This window comes from Caulobacter sp. Root1472 (assembly GCF_001426985.1).
GTDB lineage: Bacteria > Pseudomonadota > Alphaproteobacteria > Caulobacterales > Caulobacteraceae > Caulobacter > Caulobacter rhizosphaerae.
Genome location: NZ_LMFX01000012.1, coordinates 106296 through 118490 on the forward strand (window position 1 = coordinate 106296; position 12195 = coordinate 118490).

A 12195-nucleotide genomic window follows, 5' to 3' on the forward strand; every position below is an offset into this window, starting at 1 on the left:
CGCCCCACGCCGGCATGGGCTTTGGCCAGTTCGTCGCTCTGATCGCGGCGATGATGGCCACCAACGCCCTGGCCATCGACTCGATGCTGCCGGCCATGCCGCAGATCGGCCACGCCCTGGGCGTGACCGCCGACAACGATCGCCAATGGATCCTGACCGCCTATCTGCTGGGGTTCGGCGCTGCCCAGATCGCCTACGGCCCGCTGGCCGACCGCTATGGCCGCAAGCCCGTGCTGCTGGTGGGGCTGTCGCTCTATGTGGTCTTCGCCGCCGCCTGCGCCTTCGCCACCTCGTTCGAGATGCTGCTGGTCGCCCGCGCCCTGTGCGGGGTCGGCGCGGCCGCCACCCGGGTGCTATCGGTGTCGATCGTCCGCGACTGCTACAGCGGCCGGCAGATGGCGCGGGTGATGTCGCTGTCGTTCATCGTCTTCCTGGGGGTGCCGATCATCGCCCCGTCGGTGGGGCAGGCCATCCTGCTGGTCGCCCCCTGGCCCTGGGTGTTCGGCGTCCTGTCGATCTTCGGCCTGGCGGTGATCGCCTGGTCGTGGCTCAAGCTGCCCGAGACCCTGCGCCCGGAGGACCGCGTGCCCCTGGAGGTCACGCCGGTGCTGGCGGCGTTCAAGGAGTGCCTGACCAACCGGGTGGCGGTCGGCTACACTCTGGCCGCCACCCTGGTGCTGAGCGGGCTGTTCGGCTTCCTCAACTCGGCCCAGCAGGTGTTCGTCGACGTGCTGGGAGCGGGCAAGGCGTTCCCCCTGATCTTCGCGGGAATCGCCGGCGGCATCGCGATCTCGTCCCTGCTCAACTCGCGCATCGTCGGACGCCTGGGCATGCGGCTGGTCTCGCATGTCGCCCTGCTGGGCTATATCGGCTTCGCGGCGGTCCACGCGATGGTCGCGCTGAGCGGTCACGAGACCCTGTGGACCTTCTCGCTGCTGCAGGCGGGGATGATGTTCTGCTTTGGCCTGGTGATGTCGAACTTCGGCTCGATCGCCATGGAGCCGCTGGGCCACCTGGCCGGCACCGCCGCCTCGGTGCAGGGGTTCATCACCACGATCTTCGGCGCGCTGTTCGGCTTCTGGATCGGCCAGCTGTTCGACGGCACCACCGTTCCGCTGACGCTCGGCTTTGCGGGCTTCGGCGTCGCGGGGCTCCTGGCGGTGCTGATCACCGAGAAGGGCCGGATGTTTCACGCCGGGGCGGGCGCGGCAACCGAGAGCGCCGCGGTCCATTAGGGCGGTCCCCCGTCGTTCTGCCCTGGGTTCGGCGCGGCGATCAGGCCGGCCGGCCGTTGGCCAGGCTGGCGTAGAACTCCGGCCGGCGATCGCGGAAGAAGCCCCAGGCCGCGCGGTGGGTCTGCAGGAAGTCCAGGTCGAAGGTCGCCTCGACGATCCCCTCGTCGGCCCGGCCCAGCTCGCTGACCAGGTCGCCGCGATGGTCGGCGACGAAGGACGAGCCGTAGAAGGTCTGGCCGCCGTTCGGATAGCCGTCCCAGGGCTCGAAGCCGATGCGGTTGGCGCCGACCACCGGGATCACGTTGCTGACCGCGTGGCCCTGCATGGCCCGCCGCCAGGGCAGGGCGGTGTCCAGGCTGGGGTCGTGCGGCTCGCTGCCGATGGCGGTGGGGTAGAACAGGCACTCGGCGCCCATCAGCGCCATGGCGCGGGCGGCCTCGGGGTACCACTGGTCCCAGCAGATGCCGACGCCCAGGCGTCCGAAACGGGTGTCCCAGACCTTGAAGCCCGTGTCGCCCGGCCGGAAATAGTACTTCTCCATGTAGCCGGGGCCGTCGGGGATGTGGCTCTTGCGATAGAGGCCCAGCAGCGCGCCATCGGCGTCGGCCATCACCAGGCTGTTGAAATAGTGCGGGCCTTCCTTCTCGAAGATCGAGATCGGGATCACCACGCCCAGCTCGCCGGCCAGGGGGGCGATGGCCTTGACCACCGGGTGCTCGCGCCACGGATGGGCCTCGGCGAACCACCGCTCCTCCTGAGCCACGCAGAAATAGGGCCCCTGGAATAGTTCGGACGGCAGGATCACCTGGGCGCCCTTCGCGACGGCCTCGCGGATGAAGTGCTCGGTCTTCTTGATGTTGGCCTGCAGGTCCATCCCGTAGGAAGTCTGGATGGCCGCGACGCTGAGGGTGCGGGTCATTCGCCGGGCTCCTGTTGGCTGATGCAGTGGAACGAGCCGCCGCCGGTCAGGATGGCGGTGGAGGGCAGGCCGATCACCTCGCGCTCGGGGAACAGGCCGCGGATCACCTCGACGGCGAAGGCGCCCGACTCCTCGGCGTAGATCGGCACGATCACCGCCTCGTTGGCGATCAGGAAGTTCATGTGCGAGGCCGGGATGATCTCGCCGTCCTCGTCGACGATGCGGCCCGGCGAGGGGATGCGCACGACCTGCAGCGGCGAGCCGCGGCTGTCGGTCATCGCGGCCAGCGTCCGGGCGGTCTCGGCATAGACCTCGGCGTTGGGGTCGTCGGTCCCGAAGGCCATCGGGCAGGCCACCACGCCCGGCGCGACGAAGCGGGCCAGGTTATCGACGTGCCCGTCGGTGTGGTCGTTCAGCAGGCCGTCGCCCAGCCACAGCACCTTCTTGGCCCCGAGAGCGGCGGCCAGGGCGGCGCTCGCCTTGGCCTCGTCCCAGTCGCCGTTGCGGTTTTCGTTCAGCAGGCACTGGCGGGTGGTCAGGATCGTGCCGGCCCCGTCATGGTCCAGCGCCCCGCCCTCCAGGACGAAGGCGTTGCGGGCCAGGGGCGCGCCGCTGGCGGCGGCGATCTGCTCGGCGACGATGTCGTCGCCCTCCAGCTGGTACTTGCCGCCCCAGCCGTTGAACCGGAAGCCGGCCGCCACCGCGCCGCCGGCCGTCTCGATGAAGATCGGGCCGGTGTCGCGCAGCCAGATGTCGCCGAACTGGCCGCGGACGATCTCGACCGTGGTGTCGCCCAGGCGGGCGCGGGCGGCGGCCTCGGCCTCGTCGCCGACCACCATCAGGCGCACGCGCTCGCCGCCGGGACCGGCCAGAGCCCGGGCCAGGGCGGCCACCTCGTCCTGGGCCTGGTCGAGATCTTCCTGCCAGAGCTCGGCGTGGCTGGGGAAACCCAGCCACATGGCGCGGTGCGGAGCCCATTCGGCGGGGACGGTCGGGGTCATGGCGGAAACCTGGATCGAAACGGGAGGCGCAAATGGGCCGGGACGGCCCCGGGGTCAAGCCGCCCTTCTAGCAAACTGGTGCGACAAAAGAAAAAGGGCGGCCCGTTTCCGGGCCGCCCTGGTTCTCAAGATCAAAGATCGACCGTGTCGGGCCGACTAGAACTCGGTGCGCAGGGTGAACTGAACCGTGCGCGGCGAGCCGATGTAGTAGGTCGGGACGCCGGTGCCGGTGACACCCGCGATCGGCAGGGCGTTGGTACGCGAGCTGATCGAGCCGAAGTAGGTCTCGTTGAACAGGTTGTTCACGTTCAGCTGGGCGTAGGTCTTCTTGGCGAACGGCAGGTCGTACTCCAGCGACAGGTCCCACACGGTGTAGTGCGGCGCCACTTCGTCGTTCACGTCGGTCGAGAACCGGTTGCCGGTGTACTTGCCTTGCACGCCGACATGGAAGGCGTCGGTGACGTCCCAGTCGACCCGGCCGCCGAAGGTGTACTTCGGGGTTTCAACGATCTGCTTGCCCGACAGCGGAATGACGTTGCCAGCGGCGGCGCCGTTGATCAGATCGTCCTGGATTTCGCTGTTGTTGTACGAGAACGAACCGGTGACGGTCAGGTACTCTTCCAGGGCCCAGGCGGCCTGGGTGTCGAAGCCCCAGGCCTTAACCGCGCCGACGTTGCGGTCGATGCTGATGCCCAGGTCCGGATCGTAGGATTGCACGATGCGGTTCTGGTAGTCGGTCTTCCACAGCGCGGCGGTGGCCATGATCGTCGGGCTTGAGAAGCGGTAGCCCAGGTCGTAGGTCTTGGTCGTTTCCGGACGAGTGTCGGCCGGGGAGCCGACGCCGTTCACCAGTGTGGCGGTGTACAGGTTGTCGGTGCGCGGCGAGGAGAAGCCCTCGGCGTAGCTGACATAGACGGTGCTGCCGCCGCCCAGGTCGTAGGTCGCGCCGGCGTTCGGCAGGACCTTGTCGTACTTCACCGTGGCGCTCCACGGCTTGATGTACTTGGTCGCCGAGGTGCCGAAGGTGACGCTGCCGTCCGCCGCGGCGGCGTTCGGGACTTGCGTGGTGCAGAGCACGGTGAAGCCCGAGACGACGCCCGTCAGAGTCGAGGCGTTCTGGGTGTAGCAGTAGTTGTTCAGCTCGCGCTTGAAGAAGGGCGCGCGCACGCCGAGGTTCACGGTCAGGCGGCTGTCCATGAACTTGCCGCGATATTCGGCGGCGGCCTGGTTCAGCTGGGCGATCGAGAACCGGTCGCGAGCGCGCAGGAAGCTGCCGTCCGAGGTCAGGACCTTGGCGCCGTGGCCTTCCTTGCCGCCGAACACGTTGGTCGGGTTGCCGTCGGCGTCGAGCGTCGTGTACTCGCCGGTCTGGCGGTGACGGCCATAATCGCCGGTGTAGGCGACGCGGATGCGGTGGTCTTCGTTCAGGTCCCAGATCAGCGAGCTGGTGACGGTGTAGCGGCGGGTGTTCGTGACGCTGGGCGCGAAGAACGCGACCGTGTCGGCGGTGTCGCCGTCGCCGTTCAGGTCCTTAGCGGCGCCGTTCGTGCCGCGAACGCGGGCGTCGGTTTCAGCAACGGTCGCCAGCTGCGAGCCGCCGTCGGCCAGGGTGTACTGGAACGAGGGGTCGATGGTCAGGCGGACGTTGTCGGTCAGGTGGAACAGGGCCGAGCCGCGGACGCTGCCGGTGTTGGACGGATTGACCTGGCGGCCGTAATAATCCGTGCAGTTGCCGGGAACGGCCGGCGCGGTCTCGGTGATGGTGCGGGTCCCCGCGTTGATCACGCGGTTGGTGCAGGTGGCGGTGTAGTCGAGGTTCTTGCCGAAGGCGTTGAACTCGGCCAGCGACAGCTGGCGGATGTTGTTGTTGCGGTTCTCGTTGTAGTTCACCGCGAGGCTGACGAAGTCGCCGCGATCGCCGATGTCCTGCATGATGCGGGCGTTGACCTGCTTCTTCTCAAGCGAGCCCGGGCCCTTCCACTTGTCGTACTTCTGCCAGGAGCCGGCGACGAAGGCGCGGGTGCCCAGCGGGCCGATGTCGCCGGTGTCCAGCATCAGGAAGCCGCGGCGATAGTTGTCGTCGCCGATCGAGGCGTCGGCGATGCCGCCGAACTCGTGCGAGGGCTTGCGGGTGATGTAGTTGATGGTGCCGCCGGTGGCCGAAGCGGTCGGGCTGTCGACGTCGGTCGTGCCGAGGTTGACGCTGGCGCGGTCGATCAGTTCCGCGTCGAGCTGCTGGTTCGGATACACGGCGTAGTTGCCGGTGTCGTTCAGCGGCACGCCGTCGAAAGTGACCGAGACGCGGGCGCCGTCGAAGCCGCGCAGGCGCAGGTTGCCGCCCGACGAGCCGTAGGGGTCGTTGTTGGTGAAGCTCACGCCCGGCAGCAGGTTCAGCGACTGGAACACGTTCTGGCCGGTGGATTGCGTCGCGAGGAACGCGGCGTCGACCGAGGCGCGCGACTTCGGCAGCGTCTCGACGATCTGGCCGGCGACGGCGCGCTGACCGGTGGCGGTAACGACCACGCTGTCGACTTCGTTGGCTTGCGAACCGGTCGATTGGGCCATGGCGGCGGTGGCGCTGAGCAGGCAGCCGACCAGAGCGGTCGACGCCAGACAGGCGAGCTTTTTCGTCATCATCTTGATCTAGTCCCCTCGTTCAAACCGCGACGAGGTGCATGAGTCCCGCCGGGCCATATCATTGAGAGGCTCTTTAGCGACCTATTTAGAAGGTTTGGTGACGGAAAGGCCACGATCGCGGATAAACCCGCCTCTGGGGCCCGCTTGCGGAAGATTTAGTCAGCGTCCTCTTACTTATGCGGGAGAAAACAGCGTGGCCCTTGATGAAACGGCGCGGGCGGCTCAGGCCCGAATCTGGCGGCTGACGCTGATCTTGGTCGGGGTTCTGACGGTTCTGCGGGTCGTGGCGCTGTTCGTCACCCCGTTGGAGCTGTACCCGGACGAAGCCCAGTACTGGCTGTGGTCGCGTCACCTGGATTTCGGCTATTTCTCCAAGCCGCCGGTGATCGCCTGGCTGATCTGGGCGACCACGCGGATCGGCGGCGACGCCGAGGCCTGGCTGCGCATCGGCTCGCCGCTGATCAACGCCGGCACGGCCCTGGTGGTCTCGCGCATCGCCACGCGGCTCTACGGCGCCGAGCGGGGCGGAAGCTCGGTCGGGGCGGCGGCCGCGGCGGTCTTCATCCTGATGCCGGGGATCCAGCTGTCGTCGGTGCTGATCACCACCGACACCCCGCTGCTGTTCTTCCTGGCCTTGATGATCTGGGCCTGCGTCGCCCTGCCCGACGCCTCGCCCCGCGCCCGGATCTGGGTGGCGGCCGGCATGGGCGCGGCCCTGGGCCTGGCGTTCCTGTCCAAGTACGCGGCGATCTACGCCCTGGCCAGCCTGGGCGCGCACCTGGTCCTGTCGCGCGAGGCCCGGCGGGCCTGGACCCCGGCCATGGCGGTCGCCTTCTTCGTCACCCTGCTGGCGGTCTTCGCGCCGAACATGATCTGGAACTACCAGCACCACTTCTCGACCCTGGAGCACACGGCCGCCAACGCCAACTGGAAGGCCGGAAAGCTGTTCAATCCAGGCGAGCTGCTCCAGTTCGTCGGCTCGCAGTTCGGGGTGTTCGGTCCCGTGCCGTTCGGCGTGCTGGGCGGCGGCGCCGTGCTGCTGGCCGTGCGCAAGCGGCTGGCCCCGGCCGACGTCACGCTGCTGTGCTTCGCCCTGCCGCCTCTGGCCACGGTGGCGGCCCAGGCCTTCGTGTCGCGGGCCAACGCCAACTGGGCCGGCGCCGCCTATGTCGCCGGCTCGGTGCTGGTCGCCGCCTGGCTGCTGCGCTGGGAGGCCCGCCGCTGGCTGGTCGGCGGCCTGGCCCTTCAGGCCGTGCTGGCGGCGGTGTTCCTGGCCTGGGTGATCGCCCCGCGCACCGCCGAGGCCATGGGCATGGCCAACGCCTTCAAGCGGGCCCGCGGCTGGGACCAGACGGCGCAGGCGATCATCGAGCGCTCGCGCGAGGAGCAGGCCCTGCACGGCGGCCTGACCGCCGTCGCCGTCGACGACCGCTTCCTCTACAACGTAGCCGCCTATTACGGCCGCGACTATTTCGGCACGCCAGCGGCCCCGCCGCTGCGGATGTGGGTGCACGAGATCGCCGCCCGCAACCAGGCCGAGGCCGAGGCCCCGCTGGACGCCGCCCTGGGCCGCCGCGCCCTGATCGCCAGCCTGGAAGGCACCTACCGCGCCAAGATCCGGCAGGACTTCGCCAAGACCTCGGACCTGCAGATCGTCCGTGTGCGGCTAGACAAGAAGCGCTCGCGGCGGACCGACCTGTTCATCGCCGAGGGCTTCCAGCCCGTGCCGCGGGATCCGAAGACCGGGCTGCCGCCGGATCCGGAGCCGACGCCCTGACAAGGCTTCCCTCCCCCTTGCGGGGAGGGAAGGAATTTCGGGCCTTAGACAGTTACCTCGAACGCCGCCTCGGTCTTGGCCTTGACCTCATCCACCGTCACGCCCGGCGCCAGCTCGATAAGCTTCACCGGCGTCTTGCCGCGGTTGATCTCGAAGACGCCCAGCTCGGTGATCAGCAGGTCGACCACCCCGGCCCCGGTCAGGGGCAGGCTGCAGCGGTGCAGCAGCTTGGGCGCCCCCGACTTCTCGCAGTGGTCCATGACCACCACCACCCGCCTGACGCCGGCCACCAAGTCCATGGCCCCGCCCATGCCCTTGACCATCTTGCCGGGCACCATCCAGTTGGCGAGGTCACCGTTCTGGGCCACCTGCATGCCGCCCAGGATCGACAGGGCGATGTGGCCGCCGCGGATCATCGCGAAGCTGTCGGCCGACGAGAAGTACGAGCTCGACTCCAACTCGGTGATCGTCTGCTTGCCGGCGTTGATCAGGTCGGCGTCCTCCTCGCCCTCGTAGGGGAAGGGGCCCATGCCCAGCATGCCGTTCTCGCTCTGCAGCGTCACGCTCATGCCCTGGGGGATGTAGTTGGCCACCAGGGTCGGGATGCCGATGCCGAGGTTCACATAGAAGCCGTCCCGCAGCTCCCGGGCCGCCCGTTCGGCCATCTGGTCACGCGTCCAGGCCATTATGCTTGCTCCCCAGACTTCTCTTCACGAGGGCGGGTGGTGACGCGCTCGATCCGCTTCTCGAACGTCGCGCCTTTGATCAGCCGGTCGACATAGATGCCGGGCGTATGGATGGCGTCCTTGTCCAGCGCGCCGATCGCCACGATCTCCTCGACCTCGACCACCGTGGCCTTGCCGGCCGTGGCCATCATCGGGTTGAAGTTCCGCGCCGTCTTGCGATAGACGAGGTTGCCCTCGGCGTCGGCCTTCCAGGCCTTGACGATGGCCAGGTCGGCGGTCAGGCCGCGCTCCATCACGTACATCTCGCCGTCGAATTCGCGGACTTCCTTGCCCTCGGCCACCAGGGTGCCGTAGCCGGTGCGGGTGAAGAAGGCGGGGATGCCCGCCCCGCCGGCCCGGATGCGCTCGGCCAGGGTGCCCTGCGGATTGAACTCCAGCTCCAGTTCGCCGCTGAGGTAGAGCTGTTCGAACAGCTTGTTCTCACCCACATAGGACGAGACCATCTTCTTGATCTGGCGGTTCTCCAGCAGAATCCCCAGGCCGAAGCCGTCGACACCGCAATTGTTGGAGATAACCGTGAGGTCCTTCGTCCCCGCCTCGCGGATCGCCGCGATCAGGTTCTCGGGAATGCCGCACAGGCCGAAGCCGCCGGCCATGATGGTCATGCCATCGAATAAAAGACCCGCCAGCGCTTCGGCGGCTGTGGACTTGACCTTGTCGACCATGGTTCCTCCCGGAGCGACGTTCGCCGACTGCTCTGAGCCGCCGGCCGGAGAAATTCAACCCTTGATGAATAAAATTTCGATGCTTGGAGCAGCGGCGTGACGGATCAAGCTAACCCAACGGAAGCTAGCACCGGCCTCGTGACGCCCGCCACCTCGGGCGTGCTGCTGGCCCTGGCCCATCCGGCGCTTGAACGCTCGCGCGCCAACCGCGCCCTGGCCAAGGCGGCCAAGGGTCTCGAGGGCGTCACCTTTCACGACCTCTACGAGACCTATCCGGACTTCGCGATCGACATCGAGGCCGAGCAGGAGAAGCTGCTGGCCCACGACGTGATCGCCGTGCAGTTCCCGCTCTACTGGTACTCGACCCCGGCCCTACTGAAGGAATGGTTCGACCTGGTCTGGCTGCACGGCTTCGCCTACGGGATCGAGGGCAACGCCCTGGCCGGCAAGCGCCTGTTCGCCGCCTGCACCACCGGCGGGGCGGCCAAGGCCTATCACGCCCACGGCTATAACCGCTTTTCGATGGACGAATTCCTGCGCCCGCTGGAGCAGACCGCCTATCTGTGCGGCATGGTCTGGGAGACGCCCTTCGTGGTCCATGGCGCGGCGACCAAGGATGACGAGGAGCTGAAGGCCGAGGCCCAACGCTATCGCGCCCGCATCGGCTCGCTGCTGACCGCGCCGGCCGACGCCGAGCTGGGGGCTTGAGGATGAACGGGCAAAACGACAAGACCGGCGCGCCGATTGAGGGAATGACCGACTGATGCCTTTCCTGCTGCAAGCCCTGGTCTATCTCGGCGCCGCCGTCATCTCCGTGCCGATCGCCAAGCGCCTGGGCCTGGGCTCGGTGCTGGGCTACCTGATCGCCGGGGTGGTCATCGGGCCGTTCGCCCTGTCGCTGGTCGGCCAGCAGACCGACGTGATGAAGTTCGCCGAGTTCGGCGTGGTCATCCTGCTGTTCCTGATCGGGCTGGAGGTCCAGCCCTCGACCCTCTGGGACATGCGCAAGGCGATCTTCGGCTTCGGCGGCGCCCAGGTGGTCGGCACCTCGCTGGCCATCGCCGGCGTGTCGATGGTGCTGGGCCTGCCCTGGCAGACGGCCCTGGCCGTGGGGATGGTGCTGGCCATGTCGTCGACGGCCATCGTGCTGCAGACCCTGGACGAAAAGGGCCTGAGGCAAGGACCGGTCGGGCGCGCCGCCTTCGGCATCCTGCTGCTGCAGGACTTGGCGGTGATCCCGATGTTCGCCCTGCTGCCGACCCTGGCGACCATCGCCCCGCCGGTCCATGCGGCCGCGGCCGAGGGCCATGGCGGCGCCAGCCTGGTCGCCCATCTGCCGCCCTGGGCCCAGGGCCTATCGGTGCTCGTGGCCGTGGGCGCCGTGGTCGGCGGCGGCCGCTACCTGGTGCGGCCGATCTTCCGTTTCATCGCCGAGGCCCGCCTGCGCGAGATCTTCACCGCCGCGGCCCTGCTGATCGTGGTGGGCGTGGCCAGCATCATGCAGACCGTCGGCCTGTCGCCCGCCCTCGGCGCCTTCCTGGCTGGGGTGGTGCTGGCCGAGAGCGAGTTCCGCCGCGAGCTGGAGACCGACATCGAGCCGTTCCGCGGCCTGCTGCTGGGCCTGTTCTTCATCACGGTCGGGGCCGGCATCGACCTGAAGCTGGTGGCCAGCCAGCCCCTGGTGCTGGTCGGCCTGGTGCTGGGGCTGATGGGACTGAAGTTCCTGGTGCTGTTCGGCCTGGCGCGGCTGTTCGGGGCGCCGGCCCGCGGCGCGGCCGCGGTGGCCGCCGCCCTGGCCCAGGGCGGGGAGTTCGCCTTCGTGCTGCTGAGCTTCACGGTCGGGGCCGGCGTGATCGGCGCCACCCTGGCGGCCCTGCTGACCGCCGCCGTCGCCGTCTCCATGGCCCTGACCCCGGTGGCGATGATCCTCTACGAGCGGATCGCCGCGATGATGGACGCCGCCATCCCAAAGCAGGTCCCCGACACCGGCGACTTCGAGGACGGCGAGCCGGACATCATCATCGCCGGCTTCGGGCGCTTCGGTCAGATCACCGGCCGCCTGCTGACCGCCAACGGCTTCCGCTCGACGGTGCTGGACAGCGACATCGAGCAGATCGACCTGCTGCGCCGCTTCGGCCGCCGGGTGCACTATGGCGACGCCACGCGGATGGACCTGCTGCGGGCCGCCGGCATCGAGCGGGCCCGGATGCTGATCGTCGCCCTGGACGACCGCGAGAAGACCGTCGAACTGGTCGAGACCGCCCGCAAGGCCTTCCCCGACCTGGTGATCCTGGCCCGGGCCTGGGACCGCCGCCATGCCTACGACCTGCTGGCCAACGGCGCCGACGCGGTCGAGCGCGAGACCTTCGAGGCCGCCCTGGCCCTGGGAACCACCGCCCTGCAGAAGCTGGGCTACCGCGCCCACCGGGCCCACCGCGCCGCCGGCATCTTCCGCCGCCACGACCGCAAGTCGTTCGAGGACCTGCGTCCCGTCTGGGGCCAGGAGGAGGCCTATATCCTGGCCTCGCGCGACGCGGCCCGGACCATGGACAAGCTGCTCAACGCCGACCTGGCGCGCCTGCGCCCCGGCGACGCCGCCGGCTCGTGGGACACCGCCAGCCTCGACGAGGAGCTGAAGGAACGAGCCGAACGCGAGGGCGCGCGCCGGGAGGGGGCGAAGTAGACCGACGGAATCTCGGAACGTCGGCTGGCCAAGCGGATTCCTTCTGCAAAGGAGGATGTCATGACCGACAATCTGCAGGACCGCGGCCCCCAGGATCGCGCCCGGATCAACGTCAACGAACCGCACGAACTGGCCTACTGGACCGGCAAGTTCGGCGTCACCGCCGACCAACTGCGCAACACGGTGACCGAAGTCGGCGTCTCGGCCGACGCCGTCGAGCAGGCCCTGAGGTCGCGTCGCGACAAGGTGTGAGGCGGGGCCGGTGCGCTATTTCTTCCAGCTCAGCGACGGCCACGTCCTGACCGACGACGAGGGCGAGGTGTTCGATAACCTCGACTCGGCCAAGGTCGAGGCGGCGCGGATCGCCGGCGAGTGGCTGCGCGACAACGCCGACGAGTTCGCCCACGAGGGGACCTTGCTGGTCGAGGTGCTGGACGAGCGCCGTGCGGTGCTGGCCACGGTCGCCGTCGAGGCCAACGCCCCGACCGGGACGGTGCACTGAGGCCCCGTTCCGGTCAGGGTGCGAGCCTGG

Annotated in this window: 11 protein-coding genes; 6 read left to right on the forward strand and 5 right to left on the reverse strand. The window is 68.7% G+C overall.

Annotation, left to right across the window (positions count from 1 at the left end; all coding sequences use genetic code 11):
* Nucleotides 1-14: 14 nt before the first annotated feature.
* Nucleotides 15-1235: a multidrug effflux MFS transporter gene (locus ASD47_RS09450; RefSeq protein ID WP_056755661.1), complete on the forward strand. Its 1221-nt coding sequence runs from the start codon at nucleotides 15-17 to the stop codon at nucleotides 1233-1235.
* A gap of 40 nt (nucleotides 1236-1275) precedes the next feature.
* On the opposite strand, the gene aguB is transcribed toward ASD47_RS09450, so the two are convergent.
* The 3 genes from aguB to ASD47_RS09465 form a co-directional block, all read right to left on the reverse strand.
* Entirely contained in the window at nucleotides 1276-2154 is an 879-nt protein-coding gene (gene aguB / locus ASD47_RS09455; protein ID WP_056754957.1) for an N-carbamoylputrescine amidase, read from the reverse strand.
* Nucleotides 2151-3155, reverse strand: coding sequence for an agmatine deiminase family protein (locus tag ASD47_RS09460; protein ID WP_056754959.1), 1005 nt, complete (start codon nucleotides 3153-3155; stop codon nucleotides 2151-2153). The genes aguB and ASD47_RS09460 overlap by 4 nt, the downstream gene beginning before the upstream one ends.
* Nucleotides 3156-3311: 156 nt before the next feature.
* Nucleotides 3312-5789 (reverse strand): TonB-dependent receptor, encoded by a 2478-nt coding sequence (locus ASD47_RS09465; protein ID WP_056755663.1) that lies wholly within the window; start codon nucleotides 5787-5789, stop codon nucleotides 3312-3314.
* A 196-nt stretch (nucleotides 5790-5985) separates the two neighbouring features.
* On the opposite strand from ASD47_RS09465, the gene ASD47_RS09470 reads away from it, so the two are divergent.
* On the forward strand, nucleotides 5986-7569 hold the full coding sequence (locus ASD47_RS09470) for a glycosyltransferase family 39 protein (protein ID WP_056754962.1): 1584 nt from the start codon (nucleotides 5986-5988) through the stop codon (nucleotides 7567-7569).
* Nucleotides 7570-7613: 44 nt separating this feature from the next.
* On the opposite strand, the gene ASD47_RS09475 is transcribed toward ASD47_RS09470, so the two are convergent.
* Both ASD47_RS09475 and ASD47_RS09480 read right to left on the reverse strand, forming a co-directional pair.
* Nucleotides 7614-8255 (reverse strand): 3-oxoacid CoA-transferase subunit B, encoded by a 642-nt coding sequence (locus tag ASD47_RS09475; RefSeq protein WP_056754965.1) that lies wholly within the window; start codon nucleotides 8253-8255, stop codon nucleotides 7614-7616.
* Nucleotides 8255-8980 carry a CoA transferase subunit A gene (locus tag ASD47_RS09480; RefSeq protein WP_056754968.1) on the reverse strand — a complete coding sequence of 242 codons (726 nt, stop codon included), beginning with the start codon at nucleotides 8978-8980 and terminating at the stop codon, nucleotides 8255-8257. Before ASD47_RS09480 ends, ASD47_RS09475 begins: the two co-directional genes overlap by 1 nt.
* A 96-nt stretch (nucleotides 8981-9076) precedes the next feature.
* Here ASD47_RS09480 and ASD47_RS09485 point away from each other — a divergent pair, with 96 nt between their 5' ends.
* From ASD47_RS09485 to ASD47_RS09500, 4 genes are read left to right on the forward strand one after another with little or no spacing between them, the layout of a single operon-like run.
* The gene (locus tag ASD47_RS09485) at nucleotides 9077-9688 is read left to right on the forward strand and encodes an NAD(P)H-dependent oxidoreductase (RefSeq protein ID WP_056754971.1); all 612 of its coding nucleotides are present in this window, start codon (nucleotides 9077-9079) and stop codon (nucleotides 9686-9688) included.
* A gap of 55 nt (nucleotides 9689-9743) precedes the next feature.
* Entirely contained in the window at nucleotides 9744-11663 is a 1920-nt protein-coding gene (locus ASD47_RS09490; RefSeq protein WP_056754973.1) for a monovalent cation:proton antiporter-2 (CPA2) family protein, read from the forward strand.
* Nucleotides 11664-11723: 60 nt separating this feature from the next.
* Nucleotides 11724-11915 carry a DUF3606 domain-containing protein gene (locus ASD47_RS09495; RefSeq protein ID WP_056754978.1) on the forward strand — a complete coding sequence of 64 codons (192 nt, stop codon included), beginning with the start codon at nucleotides 11724-11726 and terminating at the stop codon, nucleotides 11913-11915.
* A 10-nt stretch (nucleotides 11916-11925) separates the two neighbouring features.
* A complete protein-coding gene (locus tag ASD47_RS09500) occupies nucleotides 11926-12165 on the forward strand; it encodes a hypothetical protein (RefSeq protein ID WP_056754981.1) in 240 nt (79 codons plus the stop codon).
* Nucleotides 12166-12195: the final 30 nt, after the last annotated feature.